Below are 16,390 nucleotides of genomic sequence, written 5' to 3' on the forward strand. Positions count from 1 at the left end.
GTCGATGCTCTATTGGGCATCGATAAGCGACCAGTAAGACCATCCCCAGTCACACGCCGCGACGCATTCGGTACGCAGCTTCACTGATTGTGTGCCTTCGGGCAGTTCGATGCTCGCGGCGTGCTCTCCGCGATCCTGCTCTTCTGAAAGAGGCGTGAGACACCGTTTGAATAAGGGGGTGGAACCAGAACTTTCAGCCACAAAACATACTCCGGTTGTGGTGCCCTGCTGCCACGACCCATCCCGCATGCCAAATTTAACATTAAGCACTTTGTGACCCGATACATCTATTTTTACTTCAGTTGGGCTGTGGGCGAACAACTTTCTGTCCACTATGTCGAGCATAGGCGGCTTCAAGACATTCTGCTGCGTAACATTGCGTAGCCAATCAGTTTCCTTGATTCTGGCCTTCAAAAAAGCATTCGTGGTTGACGCGACAGCCAAAGGATGGGCGTCGAGTTTAGCGTATTGAACCTTGATTTCCGGTTCGTAGGATCTGCCAAGCCAATTTGGACGGAGAATCTCAAAGCTTACCGGGCGGTTAGAGCCAATAGGGTTTTCCACCCCTGTCGCTATGTCAACAAATTCTCCAACCGACTTAATAACTGGCGATAGAATAAAGCCGTTTTCCGCTATACCCGGAATAAACCGAAAAACTTCTGGTTCACGATCTGCATAGTACAGTTTTATGTGCAACTCAGGTGTCTTGAATAATAATCTTATTATTCGTCCAATGAGGGTATGCCTGATTTCAATTTTCGCGAAAACAACGGAGTCATCCTTAGGAAGGTCTATCTTTTCGCCAATGCGACCCGTTGCCATACTGAATGCCCCGGTAAGTTCCGGCAAGGCTTGCGCGCGTTGCCTTAGAACCACGAGGCCGTCTTTTTCTTCTGTCGGCTCATATTTTTCCAAAAACAAAGGCCAAAGCGCTCCTTCAGTAAAAGCTGGGAGCCGTTGATCGATCGGATCGATCCCAAAAAGAACTGTACGAGGTGCTCTCATCGACTTGAAAAATTCGCGATTTGCCTCGATCAATGCCGTCGAGTACGTGGCATATTCCTGGATGGTCGGCCTGGGCGTGTATTGCATACCCGATGCGATCACGCGAGATTGGATATTGGGTATGACATCGACCGTCCCCTCAACCAAAGGCAACGGCTTCGCTGCGTTTATCCGCGCCTTTGCGGATGACTGTGCCTCCGCATTATCGTCTGCCCATCGAGCGGGATTCCGCAGAAATCTTCCAATCTCGCCAACTTCCGATAAGCCTGCAGATAGGCGGGTTGGAATGCTCGGGATCGACCATCGGTCGCGGATAGCGTCAAAGTTTGCATAGGTGTGCGTCCACACGATCGAACATAGAACGATACCTGCCAAGGCAATTTTGCTGACGTTGGAATTGGCCACAAAAATGGCGCCGCCAATGCTCAAGATCAGCGCTGACCATGCAATAAGCGAATGCAGATCGTGCCTGACAAACCCGTGCTTCAATGAGAGAAGTAAAATAATGAAGAGCAAAACCGGGCCGCTCGACACTTGGATGAACTTCCCAATCGTGAAGGGCCTTAGCCTAAACAGTTGGTCCAGGGCGAAAATAGTTGCTCCCGAAACGGCTAGGACGAGCCAAATCCATATCTCCCTGACAGAGCCCGGTAGACTCATTGAGTCAGCGTAAGTGGCCGACATATCCAAGCCGGACACCATGTAATCCGGGAGACTGCCAATTTGCATCCCCGCGAGGAACATGGCCAGGACCAAAGCCACAAGAAATAAAACTGAACAGATGGGAGCTTGACGGCGAGAAAGCCTAATGAGGTCGATTAATAGCGAGGCCACAATTATGACAGGTAAGGCAGAAAATTTTGTCAGAGCTATAATCGAAAATGCGGTGGCCGATGCTGCAATGAACAAAGTGTTAGGCTTGTTGTCTCTCCCCATTACGTACACAGCGAATAGCGGCAGTATACCGAGTAAGGAATCCGCGAAAAAAACGGTGCTCATCAGAGCTGCGACGATAAAAATCGTCGTATAAACAGCATCCTTGGTGAACAACTTGAACGAAGTGAGAACACCATATGCAATCAGAATCACCGAACCCGTGAACACGGCGATTGAAAAGTCCCCCTGGTAATATTTATAGAGGACGTTCAGATATGGGCCGACCGTAAAGCGAATTTCAGGGCCGAACTGCAGCCCACCTGATTGTGCCTCGGAAACCCCCGCTACCCAACTGGGATCTAAACCATCGGCGATAGGTGTGAACTTTAGTCGGATGACGTATGAAAGCCACACTCCAAAAACGGCAGTTGCAACCACCCTCACCCAATACCCGACCCGTACCATTCATCACCCAAAACAACCAAATCTTCGAGAACGAGCTATACCAGATCGTGATTCTGAGCAATTTATGATTTTATGAAACTGGGTGCCTAGCGACTTTCCAAGCCCCCTCTGCGGGCAACGGCTTGATTTACCGAAATTCGCCAGCTTGCGCCTGATGCCATTCCATGGCGTGAACTGGCCGCTACCGCGATCTGTTCCTTCATTCGTACGATCATCCGAAATGGCAATGAAGCGAGAATGCTCAGTTCCTGCCTTCTCCCAACTTCTCAATTGCCGGGTCACCGATACGACGTCTTACCAAAGTGGAGGATTGTTTTTTTACGCTCATGTATAGCTGCGAAAATGGGCCACAGCATCGATCAGAACAAGACGCTGCAAAAAACCTATATGCGGTCAACCTGACGGCAAGCAGCGGAAGAGTCACGCAAGATTGGACGCAGCAAAAAGGCATTAGAACAGAATGAGATCAAAAAGTTGAAACTCGTGGGTAAATAACAGTTGAAACTCGCGAGAGCGCCGCTCTTCCAGCGGCAAGCTATTTAACTGATTTATCTGAGAGAAAAGTGGCGCGAGTGACGGGGCTCGAACCCGCGACCTCCGGCGTGACAGGCCGGCACTCTAACCAACTGAGCTACACCCGCGCACTTTCGTGCCGAACATTTCGTCCGGCGTGAGCGGTCGTTTAAGGGGTTCGCGGGGGTGTGTCAAGCACAACCGGACAGGAAAAATGCGAATGTGAAAAACTCTTCGCGGAAATCATAAAAGTGTCGCAACCCTCTTGCCAATATTGCGCTAAACGCATAAACGCTCCGTCCATACCCTTTGAGTAGGGCGATTAGCTCAGTTGGTAGAGCGCTTCGTTTACACCGAAGATGTCGGGAGTTCGAGTCTCTCATCGCCCACCATTCCATCTCCCAAAGCGTATCTGAGAGGCAGGCGATCGCGACAGCGATGACCGCTGATTTTATGCCGCTGCCAGCATTTCCTCTTTCTCTCGCGGCCCATCTGCGGCAACAATGGCTTCAGCCTCCTTCCAAGAACGCTGAAACACGGGAACAGAACATGCCAGCCCTTCGCACCTTCAGAATCGCCATTGCCCTCGCCGCCAGCCTCTTACCGTCCCTTGCCCATGCCCATGTGGGCCTCGGCGATACAGGCGGATTTACGCATGGATTCGCCCATCCTTTAACCGGTCTCGACCATATCCTTGCCATGGTGCTTGTCGGCATCCTCGCCGTACAGATGGGCGGGCGTGCCTTGTGGCTCCTGCCCCTTGCCTTTATCGGCATGATGAGCGCCGGCGCTGCGCTGGGCTTTGCGGGCCTTGGCATGCCGTTCGTCGAGGTCGGCATCGCAGCATCGGTAATCGTGCTCGGCGCCGCGGTTGCGTTTGAGGTCAAGCCGCCGGTCGCCGTTGCCGTTGCCCTCGCAGGGTTGTTTGCCACCTTCCACGGCCATGCGCATGGCGCGGAGATGCCGATGGATGTTGCCGGGTACGCCTACGGCGCCGGATTCATCGCCGCCACCGCCCTGCTTCACCTTGCAGGCATCACCATCGGTGTCGGGGTTGCCAAACTTGGCGAGCGCTTCGGTCCCAATCTGATGCGCATCGCCGGAGCGATCGCCGCTGCCACGGGCTTCGGCATTCTCGGCGGCGCTATCTGAATTCAAGCGCCGAATCAAAAAGGCCGGGCAATTGCTTGCCCGGCCTTTTGTTTATGCGTTCGCCTAGTGAGCGACCTGCGCTGCCGTTTCATCCTCTACAGGCGCGGCCGGCACATGTGCAGGCTCGGTCCACTCGATCCGCTCCGGCTGACGGATCAGCGCGTGCTTGATCACCTCGTTGGCATGCGAGACCGGAATGATCTCGAGGCCGTTCTTCACATTGTCAGGTATTTCCACCAGGTCCTTGGCGTTATCCTGCGGGATCAGAACAGTCTTTATGCCACCGCGCAGCGCGGCAAGCAGCTTCTCCTTGAGGCCACCGATCGGCAGGACCCTGCCGCGCAACGTGATCTCGCCGGTCATGGCGATATCCTTGCGAACCGGAATGCCCGTCAGTATCGACACGATGGCCGTAACCATCGCGATACCTGCCGAGGGCCCATCCTTCGGCGTTGCGCCTTCCGGCACGTGCACGTGGATGTCGCGGCGATCGAAGAGCGGCGGCTCGACGCCGAAATCAATCGCGCGCGAGCGGACATAGGAAGCCGCTGCGGAAATCGATTCCTTCATCACATCGCGCAGGTTGCCCGTCACTGTCATGCGGCCCTTGCCGGGCATCATGACACCTTCGATGGTCAGCAATTCGCCGCCCACCTCGGTCCAGGCAAGACCTGTAACGACACCGACCTGGTCTTCGCCGTCGATCTGGCCGAAACGGAACTTCTCGACGCCTAGATAGTCATCGATGTTGCTTTCCGTAACCTTCACCGCCTTCTTCTTGGTCTTCAGAATTTCGGTGACGGCCTTGCGGGCGAGCTTCATCAGTTCACGTTCGAGACTGCGCACACCGGCTTCCCGCGTATAGTTGCGGATGATGGCGCGGATCGCACCCTCTGAAACCGAGAACTCCTTCGGCTGCAATGCATGATCGCGGATAGCCTTGGGCAACAGGTGCCGCTTGGCGATTTCCAGCTTCTCATCTTCCGTGTAGCCGGCAATACGGATGATCTCCATGCGGTCCATCAAGGGGCCTGGAATATTCAGCGTATTGGCCGTCGTCACGAACATCACATTCGACAGGTCGTACTCGACCTCGAGATAGTGATCCATGAACGTCGAGTTCTGTTCCGGATCGAGCACTTCGAGCAGCGCAGAGGACGGATCGCCGCGGAAGTCCTGGCCCATCTTGTCGATCTCGTCGAGCAGGAAGAGCGGATTGGACTTCTTGGCCTTCTTCATCGATTGGATGACCTTGCCGGGCATCGAGCCGATATAGGTACGGCGGTGACCGCGGATCTCGGCCTCGTCCCTCACGCCGCCGAGCGACATGCGGATATATTCACGCCCCGTCGCCTTGGCGATCGAGCGGGCAAGCGAGGTCTTGCCGACGCCGGGAGGACCGACGAGGCAAAGGATCGGACCTTTGATCTTGGTCGAGCGCGCCTGCACGGCGAGGTACTCCACGATACGGTCCTTGACCTTGTCGAGCCCGTAATGCTCGGCATCGAGGATCTCGTCGGCGAGGTTGAGATCGTTCTTGATCTTCGACTTTTTGCCCCACGGAATGGACAGCAGCCAGTCGAGATAGTTGCGTACGACGGTCGCCTCGGCGGACATCGGGCTCATCTGCCGCAGCTTCTTCAGCTCGGCATTGGCCTTCTCGCGCGCTTCCTTCGAAAGCTTGGTCTTCTTGATCCGGTCTTCCAGCTCGGCTGCCTCGTCGCGGCCGTCTTCGCCGTCGCCGAGTTCCTTCTGGATCGCCTTCATCTGCTCATTCAGGTAGTATTCGCGCTGGGTCTTCTCCATCTGGCGCTTGACACGCGAGCGGATGCGCTTTTCCACCTGCAGGACGGAGATTTCCGATTCCATGAACGACATGGCTTTTTCGAGCCGTGCGCGCACCGAAAGAATGGAAAGCATGTCCTGCTTTTCGGGAATCTTGATCGCTAGATGCGAGGCGACCGTATCGGCCAGCTTCGAGTAATCCTCGATCTGTCCGGCGGCGCCGACGACTTCCGGCGAAATCTTCTTGTTGAGCTTGACGTAATTCTCGAAATCCGAGACGACCGAGCGCGCAAGCGCTTCGATCTCGACAGGATCTTCCTCGGGTTCTGCGAGCGTTACGGCAGTGGCTTCGTGATATTCCTCGCGATCGCTGAAACCGGTGATTTCGGCGCGGGCGATACCCTCGACGAGCACCTTGACTGTGCCATCCGGCAGTTTCAGAAGCTGCAGCACGTTGGCAATCGTGCCAACAGTGTAGATCGCGTCTGCCTGCGGATCATCATCCGCAGCGTTCTTCTGTGTGGCAAGCAGGATTTGCTTGTCGACGCCCATGACTTCCTCAAGCGCACGAATGGACTTTTCGCGGCCGACGAAGAGTGGAACGATCATGTGGGGGAAGACAACGATATCGCGCAACGGCAGAACGGCATAAAGCCCGCTCTGGCCACCCGCTGGTGTCTTCTTGCTTGCAACCGTCATTTCATGTCCTTTCTCAGGCCATCTGGCCAGATCGCCACGCCCGGGTACCCATGGGTTGCATGATCATTCCAAAAAGCGTCCACTTTCGGGGATCAGCATGAGCGGCGTACTACCGGTTGTGCGGCTTACCTCATTACTTGGAGTGGCGGCCCGCCTGTTTCAAGCATCCCGGCCCCAAGCACAGTCACAGAATCGTAATCTATCCTGCTCCTGCAAATTTCGGAGCGCAATCTTCCGCAAGGCAACAATTAGGGTGCGACGGTGTGATTATCGTGGAAATCATCCACATACGCCGTCTGTTCTTCATTGCCTTTCGAACAGCGCTCGATGGTGTCAACCAAACCTCATGCAACCTTTAGCGCAATTCAGCCGACATATAAAACAGAAAAGCTCCGCAGGTGTGCGGAGCTTTTCACATTTGGCGGCGAATCTCTCCGCGATCAGGCGGAAACATTGCCTTTCTCTTCCTTGCGTTCGGCATAGATGTAGAGCGGGCGTGAATTGCCCTCCACCACATCGCCGGAGATGACGACTTCCTGGACGCCGTCGAGCGTCGGCAATTCGTACATCGTGTCGAGCAGGATCTTCTCCATGATCGAACGCAGGCCGCGTGCGCCGGTCTTGCGGGCAATTGCCTTCTTGGCAATCGCCTTCAACGCGTCCTCGTGGAACGTCAATTCGACGTTTTCCATGTCGAACAGGCGCTGATACTGCTTGACCAGGGCGTTCTTCGGTTCAGACAAAATCTGCACCAGAGCGACTTCATCGAGGTCCTCGAGGGTCGCGATGACGGGCAAGCGGCCCACGAATTCTGGAATGAGGCCAAACTTCAACAGGTCCTCCGGCTCGAGTTCGCGGAAGATCGCGCCGACGCGACGATCGTCCGGAGCCTTGACCGAGGCACTGAAGCCGATGGAGGTCTTTTCGCCGCGAGCCGAGATGATCTTGTCGAGACCAGCAAAGGCGCCGCCGCAGATGAACAGGATGTTCGTCGTGTCGACCTGCAGGAATTCCTGCTGCGGATGCTTACGGCCGCCCTGCGGCGGGACGGAAGCAACCGTACCTTCCATGATCTTCAGCAAGGCTTGCTGCACACCCTCGCCCGACACGTCGCGGGTTATCGACGGATTGTCGGACTTGCGGCTGATCTTGTCGACCTCGTCGATATAGACGATGCCGCGCTGCGCCCGCTCGACATTATAGTCGGCAGATTGCAGCAGCTTGAGGATGATGTTCTCGACATCCTCGCCGACATAGCCCGCTTCCGTCAGCGTCGTCGCGTCCGCCATGGTGAATGGCACGTCGATGATGCGTGCAAGCGATTGAGCCAGATAGGTCTTGCCGCAACCGGTCGGGCCAACCAGGAGGATGTTGGACTTCGCCAGTTCGACTTCATTGTTTTTCGATGCGTGCGCCAACCGCTTGTAGTGGTTGTGCACAGCGACAGAGAGAACACGCTTGGCATGGCTCTGGCCGATGACATAATCATCGAGAACAGCCATGATTTCCTGCGGCGTCGGGACGCCTTCGCGGGATTTCACCATCGAGGATTTGTTTTCCTCGCGGATGATGTCCATGCACAATTCGACGCATTCATCGCAGATGAATACAGTCGGGCCCGCAATCAGCTTGCGAACTTCGTGCTGGCTCTTTCCGCAAAACGAGCAATAAAGCGTATTCTTGGAATCGCCGCCGCCGTTGCTGACTTTGCTCATTGCAGTTTCCTTTCAGTATCGGCCCCGCTCTCTCAGGACCGTCACTTCCAACCGACGGAAGTGATATAGACGTATGCAGATCGGGCTTCCTAACTCACAATGGCTTAACGTAACGTCTGTTGGCCTCTATGCAAGCCGGTTGTGTGGCAGAAAGTCCGCATCGGTGTCAAAAAATGTTCATTTCAGACCCCGATGCGGGATTTAGCCGGTTACTTTATCTCGCCTTCCAGAAGTTCGCGGGACTCAAGCACCTTGTCGATCAAGCCGAATTCAAGTGATTCCTGAGCCGTCATGAAATGGTCGCGGTCGAGCGTGCGCTCGATCGTCTCATAATCGCGGCCCGTGTGCTTCACGTAGATTTCATTGAGGCGGCGCTTCAGCTTGATGATGTCCTGGGCATGGCGCTCGATGTCGGAGGCCTGTCCCTGGAAGCCGCCCGAAGGCTGGTGCAGCATGATGCGGGCATTCGGCAGGGCAAAGCGCATGTCCCTTGCGCCGGCCGTCAGCAGGAGCGAGCCCATCGAAGCGGCCTGACCAAAGCAGAGCGTTGCCACGGCGGGGCGAATGAACTGCATCGTGTCATAGATCGCCATGCCGGAGGTGACGACGCCGCCCGGGGAGTTGATATACATGTTGATTTCTTTTTTCGGATTTTCCGATTCAAGGAAAAGCAGCTGCGCGCAGATCAGCGTCGCCATGCCGTCCTCGATGGGTCCGGTAATGAAAATAATGCGTTCTTTCAGCAGGCGCGAGAAAATATCATAGGCCCGCTCGCCCCGATTGGTCTGTTCGACGACCATAGGCACGAGGTTCATAGCTGTTTCGATTGGATCTCTCATCGGTGGGCCTCAGCGTTTTGAGAATAATGGGGCATGCCCCAGATTCGTGGATGACACTTTCGATACATAGGGCTTCGCAACCCGTTTCCGCAAGATCCTCGCATGACCATGCCGGGCGGGTTGCCGGCGATCATGCCGCTTCCGCGCGCAGCCAGCGCTGCAGCGAGGGCAGGCTTCCATCGTCGAGGGAGCGGGCGACGCGCCTGCCGACAGCCGCACCAAACTTGTAGCCATGGCCGGAACAGGCTGAAACGATTAGGCATTTTCCGATTTCCGAAGCGAAGAAGCGCTCATCGGCGGTAAACGTGTAAGCGCAGGTGACCACGTCCACAACTCTGTACTCCGAAAGCCGCTTCATCGGCGGAGCGAAATGAGCGCGTATGGCCTCGCCCTCGCCCTCCGCCGCCACGCGGTCGAGATCGGCGTCGGGACTTTTGCGCTTATGAAGCCCGGTCCCGAATTTGAGACCACCCCCGCCGCTTGCCGGTATGATGTAGCCGTCAGTACCCCCGCCAACATCGAGGACCACGGGCGAATTCTCCCAGGCCGCTCGCAAGTCCGCAGGTGGGTCGAGATAGACAACGGCAGTGCGATAGGTTGTCAGGTTTGTCGCAATCTCGGGGAAGAGCTTGGTGACCCAGGCGCCTGCGGTGACGATGACGCGATCCGCTTCGATAACTTTGCCATCGGCGAGGCGCACCGTGGCCAAATCCGTGTCGACCGAAACGACCCGGGCGTTTTCCACGACCCTCGCGCCTTTTTCGCGCAGCCAGTGCGCGACATCCGTTGCGATTTTTCGGCAATGAAGCGCGCCGCCCTCCGGCGAGAAGAACGCGTAGCGGAAAGTGCCCTCCTCAAGATAGGCGTAGCGCTGAACGGCATCCCTGGGCTCATAGATTTCGAGCGGATAGCCTCCATGCTCGAGCCCTTCACGATATTCATCCGTGTCATCGCCGGCCTCCCGCGATACGCAAATGAAACCGCGCGGATCAAGGTGGCTCGTCCCAATGTCGTGCCAAAGCTCGTCCCAGGCCTCGTAGGCCTCGGAGATGGCGTCGGCATATCCGCCGGCCTTGCCATAGGCCCGCCGTATGATGCGGTGGTGATCGCCCGAGGCGGCGAGCGGATTGGGGATCGGGCCCTGTTCAAGGAGCGTGACCAGATGGCCGGCCTTGGTCAGGGACCAAGCCGTCGACAATCCGGCGATGCCAGCGCCGACAATGGTAATTTTCATGGTGGGATTCCTGTATCAGTCTTGGGGGCGGAAATATGAAACGATATGTAGTGAATGCTCAACCCCTGATCACGCATGGAAAATGCCAATGACCCTCCCCGCATCGTTTCGCCACGATTCCGAACGCCGCCATCTGCAGCTCGATCCGCTGGACGCGAGCTTCTTTCAGGACCCCTACCCGACCTATGCACACCTCCATGCGACAGGTTCCAGTTTCTTCTGGGAAAACTACGGATTCTGGTGCTTCATCGGCTACGACGCCGTCAACCGGCTGTTGCGTGATCGGCGTTTCGGCCGGGAAAAGCGGCACAGCGATGCCGATTCGCAAGGCAGAGCCGGCGACCGCTCGCATCTGACGGATTTCGACCACATCGAGAAGTTCTCGATGCTTGAACTCGAGCCACCGGTCCACACGCGGCTGCGCACGCTGGTCAATCGCGCATTCGTTTCGCGTCAGGTCGAGCGGCTGCGCCCGCGCATCGAAGCGCTGGCAAACGATCTGATCGACAAGTTCGAGCCAAGAGGCCAAGCCGACCTGATCGCGGAATTTGCCACGCCTATTCCCGTGACTGTTATCGCGGAAATGCTTGGCGTGCCGACGCAAGCCGCGCCGCAACTTCTGGATTGGTCACACCGCATCGTTGCGATGTACATGCATGGCCGAACCCGTCAGTCGGAAGAAAGCGCGAACGCCGCCGCGGCGGAATTCTCGCAATTTCTGCGCGACTATGCCGGCAAGCGCCGGTCAGAACCCGCCGACGACCTGTTGAGCCTCTTGCTTGCCGCGGAGGCAGACGGCGCAAAGCTGACGGAAGACGAACTCATCACAACGGCCATCCTGCTTCTCAACGCCGGCCATGAGGCAACAGTGCACCAGACCGGTAATGCGGTTAAGACCATCCTTGAAAGCGGTACAAATCCCGCAAGCCTTCTGGCCGATGCGGATACCACGGCCAAAACCGTGGAGGAATGCATCAGGTACGACGCACCGCTCCACATGTTTACCCGCTATGCCTATGAGTCGATCGATCTTGGGGATGGCATCAAGCTCAAGCCCGGCGACCAAATCGGATTGATGCTCGGCGCTGCCAACCGCGACCCGCTGGTCTTTCAATCGCCCGAGATTTTCCGGCCCGACCGCACGGACCAGAAAAATCTCTCGTTTGGCGCAGGCATCCACTTTTGCATCGGCGCGCCGCTGGCGCGGCTTGAACTGCAGGTGGCGCTCAAGGTGCTCTTCGACCGGCTACCCAATCTGAAGCTTTGCGACGTGCCGCGCTATCGCAACACCTACCATTTCCACGGCCTCGAACGGCTCGACGTCTCCTGGTAATCAAAGCCTGATCACATATTCCTTGCGCGTCGTCTCCAGGACTTCCCACGTTCCGCGAAATCCTGGGCGCAGCACGAAGCTATCTCCGGCACCGAGGTGATGCGGGTCGCCGCCTTCTTCGGTGACAATAGAGCGGCCTGAAAGGATGTGGCAAAACTCCCACTCGTCATAGACGATCTGCCATTTGCCCGGCGTCGCCTCCCAGATGCCGGCATAGAGCCCGCCATCCGCCTCCTCGGCGTTCCAGGTGCGGAATTGGGGACTACCCGAAACCACCCGGTCCGCCGCAGGGGCACCTACTTCCGGCTCGATTCCGTCAATGCCGATTTTAACGAGATGCCCCATTAGCCTGCCTTGCTCAATGCCTGTTCGAGATCGGTGATGATATCTTCAACGCTTTCAATGCCGATGGAAAGTCGTACCACGTCGGGCCCGGCCCCCGCCGCGACTTTCTGTTCGTCGCTTAGCTGGCGGTGGGTGGTGGACGCTGGATGGATGACCAGCGATCGCGTATCGCCAATATTGGCAAGGTGCGAGAAGAGTTGCAGCGCCTCGACGAATTTGACGCCGGCATCGTAACCGCCGCGCAGGCCGAAGGTGAAAACGGAACCCGCGCCTTTCGGCGCATATTTCTGCTGCAACGCGTGATAGGCATCCTCGGGCAGCCCGGCATAGCTGACCCACGCAACCCCCTCCTGCCTTTGCAACCATGTGGCGACCGTTAGGGCATTTTCGGCATGGCGCTGCATGCGCAGCGGCAAGGTCTCAATGCCGGTGAGGATCTGGAACGCATTGAATGGCGAAAGCGCCGGACCTAGGTCGCGCAGGCCAAGAACGCGGCAAGCGATGGCAAAGGCAAAATTGCCGAAGGTTTCGTGGAGGACGGCGCCGTTATATTCCGGTCGCGGCTCCGACAGCAGGGGATAATTGCCGGATTTCGACCAGTCGAAGGTGCCGCAATCGACGATGATCCCACCCATGGAATTGCCATGGCCGCCGAGAAACTTGGTGGCGGAATGAACAATGATATCGGCGCCATGCTCGATCGGCCGGATGAGCCAGGGCGACGCGAGCGTGTTGTCGACGATGAGCGGGATGCCGCGGCAATGGGCTATCTCGGCGATGGCCGCAATATCCGTAATAATCCCGCCCGGATTGGCGATGCTTTCGATGAACACCGCCCGCGTACGATCATCGATCTGCGCTTCAAACGAGGCGGGATCGTCGCCCTCCGCCCAGCGCACTTGCCAGCCAAACGATTTGAAAGATTGGCCGAACTGGTTAATCGAGCCGCCATAAAGCTTGTTCGCCGCAACGAAATTGTCGCCCGGCTGAAGAAGAGTGTGGAAGACCAGAAGCTGCGCCGCATGACCGGAAGCGACGCTCAGCGCGGCGGTGCCCCCCTCCAGCGCTGCGACCCGTTCTTCCAGCACCGCATTGGTCGGGTTGGTAATGCGCGAGTAGATATTGCCGAAAGCCTTCAGCCCGAACAGCGACGCTGCATGGTCAGCATCTTCGAAGACGAACGCGGTCGTCTGATAGATCGGCGTCGCGCGCGCGCCCGTCGCAGGATCGGGCTTGGCGCCAGCGTGAACGGCAAGTGTTTCTATTCCGGGTGCGCGATGCGCCATGGTATTCCTCCTGTCGGGATAATCGGGCAAATTATGGAATGACGACGCTGGAGCCAACAGCGCATGTTTGCAAAGCAATGGCGACCAATTTCAGGCCATGCTTGAGATTCCAGTGCCTTGGACAATGGTTTCGGTGAAATCGAGCCGGTGGCTCACTCCTGATCGAGACCGAGCAACGCATACTCGATGGCCGGGCAGCGATCCATTACCACAGTCAGACCAGCCGTTTCGGCTTTGCGCGCCGCACCCTCGTCGCGCACCCCAACCTGCGCCCAGAAGATTCTCGGGCGCTGCTTCAGCGCCAGGACCTCATCGACGAGAGCGGGGAGCGCCGCCGAATTGCGGAACACATCGACCATGTCGAATGGCTCGGGAATATCGGCAAGGCGGGCGTAGACGGTTTGGCCATGAATCTGCTTGCCCTTGTGCCCGGGATTGACCGGAAAGACTTTGTAGCCCTTGGCAAGGAGGAACTGCATCACCGTGTTGCTGGGGCGCGACTCATTTGGAGACGCGCCGACAAGGGCTATGGTCTTGACCGAAGTCAGGATGCGGCGAATGAAACTGTCGGAATAGTGGTTGTGGTCCATGAGGGATTACTCACCTTTCCACTCGGGCGAACGCTTCTCGATAAAAGCATTGATACCCTCTTCTGCGTCCCGCGCCAGCATATTCTCGACCATGATCCCTGCCGCATAGTCATAGGCTTCGGTGAGACCCATTTCGAGCTGACGGTAAAATGCCTCCTTGCCGATCTTCACGGTCAAAGGCGATTTTGCTGCAATACTTTGCGCATATTTTCTGACAATCTGATTGAGGTACTCCTGCGGCACGACGCGATTGACGAGGCCGAATTCGCGCGCCGTCGACGCATCGATGGTTTCACCTGTGAGCAACATTTCCATCGCCTGCTTGCGTGAGACATTGCGTGAGAGGGCGACCATGGGCGTGGAACAGAAGAGCCCGATATTGACGCCTGGAGTGCAGAATGTCGATTTGTCGGAACAGATCGCCAGATCGCACGAGGCGACGAGTTGGCACCCCGCCGCAGTCGCAAGCCCATCGACAGCAGCGATAACCGGGCGTGGATGGCGGACGATTTCCTGCATCAGTTCTGCACAGAGGCGCATGGTGGCGTCAAAGAAGGCGCGGCCGCGATCGTCGTCACTCCGATGCGCGGTCATTTCCTTCAGATCGTGCCCGGCGGAAAAAAGCTTGAGGCCGGACCGGAGGATGATCACACGCACACGTTCGTCCTCGCGCGCAGATCGCAACAGGTCCAGCAGCATCTGCATCATGGCAAGCGAAAGCGCGTTTGCCGGAGGATTTTGCAAAGTCAGCAGCAAAATGCCGTCCGACAGTTCCGACGCGATCATGGGCTCTTCCTTGCGGATAGCGTGAATTTCTCCCATCGAACTCCTCTTGGATTATTGGCCGGGCGGTGCCCAAAGATCATAGAACGGCTTCAGCGTTCGCAGATGGCGCTGCACGATTGCAAGGTTCTCCGGCGTGGGCCTCGCGCTTTCCACCCGCGCAAGACCCGCCTTCAAGCCGTTGATCATATCAGCCTTTTCCTGATCGTTAAGATTGGTCATGGCAGGAATGGCGTCAATCGCCTTTTCAACTTCAAGGCGCGGATCGGGATTGGTCGCCCAATGATAGGTCACCATGATCGTGTTGGTGGTGTTTACCCAGTCGGTAAAGTTGGTGAAGCCGAATTCGGCCGCTGTTTCATCTAGCGCCGCCTGGCGCTGGGCCGCCTCACCCTGCCCGTTTACCTCCCTCGCGCGGGCGGCAACCGGCGCGAAGCCATAAAGAAAGCGCGTGATCATGTCTTCCGTCAGCGCAACGGGACGCTCCGGCAGGCTGAAAGGCTCGATCGCCTGCATGGGCGGCGGCGGGGTTTGAGTAGCGAGCACCCCGACATAGATGAGTGCGGCGATGCACGATGCAACAACTAATCCCGGCGGTTTCATGCGCTCATCCTTGTCAAGACGATGCAGTTGCTTAGTTTGAAAATAGCAGCGAAATGCTAAAGAAAACAATCGGGAGGGCTATTGTGGCACCGTTGATGGACGTCGAAGCGCTGACATCGTTTCTGGAACGTGAATTTCCGCAGGTAAATGCCGACGGTATGACGTTTATCGTTACCGACGCAGGTGAGGGCTTCGCCTCGATGCGCCTCGATCCGAAGGACCGCCATCTGCGGCCCGGCGGAACGGTGTCGGGGCCGACACTTTTCGCCCTCGCCGATCTTGCGGCCTACGTAGCGATCCTTGCGCAGATCGGTCCGGTTGCGCTCGCTGTCACGATCAATCTCAACATCAATTTCCTGCGCAAGCCGGAACTTGGGGAAATCGACGCCACGGCACGCGTGCTGAAGCTTGGCAAACGTCTAGCTGTCGTCGATATCTCCATGACAAGCGCCGTGAGCGGCGAACTCGTCGCCCACGCCACATCGACCTATTCGATACCACCTAAATAAAGGATTGGCGCATGCCTACGACGGGCAAGCAGCGCCCGTCTCGACCCAGGCGCGTATCAACTCGCCAAATTCGGCTTGCGTGCCCGGCACAGGCTCACGTCCCTCGCCCGGTTGCCAGCCCCATCCGACAAGATCGTCATGGGCCATATGCTCGACGATCTGGTCGAGCGTCTTGCCGCCATTGCGCTGCGGATCCTTGATCTGGCTGCAGATTTGGCCGAGCGACTTGCCCTCCCAGGCCATTTCTATGGGCGCCAGGTGCCAGTTGCCATTGCCGGGGATGCTCTTGATCGTTTCGGCCTGCCCTACAACCTTGACGTTTTCCGGGCCATGGCAGGTGCTGCACATCATGCCGGGGACGCCCATGCCCGCCTCGCCCCGCGTGACCGGCGGCTGGTGCACATGCATCGACATCGACTGCAGCGGCCTGTCGGTCGCCGGATGGCAGTTCACGCAGCGCGGATGCTGGATCACCTTACCGGCCTCTTCGAAGAGTGCCACCGAGCGCTGATTTTCATCAGAAATCGCCTGAAAGGCAGATGCCGGTTTCAGGGCGTTCACCGGATTGTCCTGCGCCATCGAGATATTCGAGACGGCAAGGGCGGCGTTGATGGCAACCGCCACGGAGACGTAAGCGAGGTTCCTGTTCATCGCGCGC

Annotated in this window: 14 protein-coding genes and 2 tRNA genes; 4 read left to right on the forward strand and 12 right to left on the reverse strand. The window is 57.3% G+C overall.

Going from position 1 to position 16,390, the window contains the following annotated elements:
* Positions 1–9 precede the first annotated feature (9 nt).
* Positions 10–2,346, reverse strand: coding sequence for a hypothetical protein (locus AC1DNI_RS11365; protein WP_477691912.1), 2,337 nt, complete (start codon positions 2,344–2,346; stop codon positions 10–12).
* Positions 2,347–2,910: 564 nt separating this feature from the next.
* Positions 2,911–2,987 (reverse strand) — tRNA-Asp (locus AC1DNI_RS11370).
* A 188-nt stretch (positions 2,988–3,175) separates the two neighbouring features.
* Between AC1DNI_RS11370 and AC1DNI_RS11375 the strand changes: the two genes are divergently transcribed.
* A tRNA-Val gene (locus AC1DNI_RS11375) sits at positions 3,176–3,251 on the forward strand.
* A gap of 157 nt (positions 3,252–3,408) precedes the next feature.
* A complete protein-coding gene (locus AC1DNI_RS11380; protein WP_477691913.1) occupies positions 3,409–4,011 on the forward strand; it encodes a HupE/UreJ family protein in 603 nt (200 codons plus the stop codon).
* 63 nt (positions 4,012–4,074) lie between these two features.
* Here the strand turns inward: AC1DNI_RS11380 and lon are convergent, their stop codons facing one another.
* From lon to AC1DNI_RS11400, 4 genes are all read right to left on the reverse strand, one after another.
* The gene (gene lon / locus AC1DNI_RS11385) at positions 4,075–6,495 is read right to left on the reverse strand and encodes an endopeptidase La (protein WP_027232450.1); all 2,421 of its coding nucleotides are present in this window, start codon (positions 6,493–6,495) and stop codon (positions 4,075–4,077) included.
* Positions 6,496–6,935: 440 nt separating this feature from the next.
* Positions 6,936–8,210, reverse strand: coding sequence for an ATP-dependent Clp protease ATP-binding subunit ClpX (clpX, locus tag AC1DNI_RS11390; RefSeq protein WP_027232449.1), 1,275 nt, complete (start codon positions 8,208–8,210; stop codon positions 6,936–6,938).
* 209 nt (positions 8,211–8,419) lie between these two features.
* Entirely contained in the window at positions 8,420–9,049 is a 630-nt protein-coding gene (locus AC1DNI_RS11395) for an ATP-dependent Clp protease proteolytic subunit (protein WP_477691914.1), read from the reverse strand.
* A gap of 130 nt (positions 9,050–9,179) precedes the next feature.
* The gene (locus AC1DNI_RS11400) at positions 9,180–10,283 is read right to left on the reverse strand and encodes an NAD(P)/FAD-dependent oxidoreductase (RefSeq protein ID WP_477691915.1); all 1,104 of its coding nucleotides are present in this window, start codon (positions 10,281–10,283) and stop codon (positions 9,180–9,182) included.
* A gap of 88 nt (positions 10,284–10,371) precedes the next feature.
* Between AC1DNI_RS11400 and AC1DNI_RS11405 the strand changes: the two genes are divergently transcribed.
* On the forward strand, positions 10,372–11,616 hold the full coding sequence (locus tag AC1DNI_RS11405) for a cytochrome P450 (RefSeq protein WP_477691916.1): 1,245 nt from the start codon (positions 10,372–10,374) through the stop codon (positions 11,614–11,616).
* Here the strand turns inward: AC1DNI_RS11405 and AC1DNI_RS11410 are convergent, their stop codons facing one another.
* The 5 genes from AC1DNI_RS11410 to AC1DNI_RS11430 form a co-directional block, all read right to left on the reverse strand.
* The gene (locus tag AC1DNI_RS11410; protein WP_477691917.1) at positions 11,617–11,961 is read right to left on the reverse strand and encodes a cupin domain-containing protein; all 345 of its coding nucleotides are present in this window, start codon (positions 11,959–11,961) and stop codon (positions 11,617–11,619) included.
* Entirely contained in the window at positions 11,961–13,247 is a 1,287-nt protein-coding gene (locus tag AC1DNI_RS11415) for an O-acetylhomoserine aminocarboxypropyltransferase (RefSeq protein WP_477691918.1), read from the reverse strand. The genes AC1DNI_RS11410 and AC1DNI_RS11415 overlap by 1 nt, the downstream gene beginning before the upstream one ends.
* Before the next feature lie 152 nt (positions 13,248–13,399).
* Complete coding sequence (locus AC1DNI_RS11420; protein WP_477691919.1) at positions 13,400–13,837, reverse strand: CoA-binding protein; 438 nt, start codon at positions 13,835–13,837, stop codon at positions 13,400–13,402.
* 6 nt (positions 13,838–13,843) lie between these two features.
* A complete protein-coding gene (locus AC1DNI_RS11425) occupies positions 13,844–14,659 on the reverse strand; it encodes an enoyl-CoA hydratase (RefSeq protein ID WP_477691920.1) in 816 nt (271 codons plus the stop codon).
* Positions 14,660–14,674: 15 nt separating this feature from the next.
* Positions 14,675–15,223, reverse strand: coding sequence for a hypothetical protein (locus AC1DNI_RS11430; RefSeq protein ID WP_477691921.1), 549 nt, complete (start codon positions 15,221–15,223; stop codon positions 14,675–14,677).
* Positions 15,224–15,276: 53 nt separating this feature from the next.
* Here AC1DNI_RS11430 and AC1DNI_RS11435 point away from each other — a divergent pair, with 53 nt between their 5' ends.
* Complete coding sequence (locus AC1DNI_RS11435) at positions 15,277–15,732, forward strand: PaaI family thioesterase (protein ID WP_477691922.1); 456 nt, start codon at positions 15,277–15,279, stop codon at positions 15,730–15,732.
* 15 nt (positions 15,733–15,747) lie between these two features.
* On the opposite strand, the gene AC1DNI_RS11440 is transcribed toward AC1DNI_RS11435, so the two are convergent.
* A complete protein-coding gene (locus AC1DNI_RS11440; RefSeq protein ID WP_477691923.1) occupies positions 15,748–16,383 on the reverse strand; it encodes an Isoquinoline 1-oxidoreductase subunit in 636 nt (211 codons plus the stop codon).
* Positions 16,384–16,390 lie beyond the last annotated feature (7 nt).

This window comes from Phyllobacterium sp. 01N428 (genome assembly GCF_056399405.1).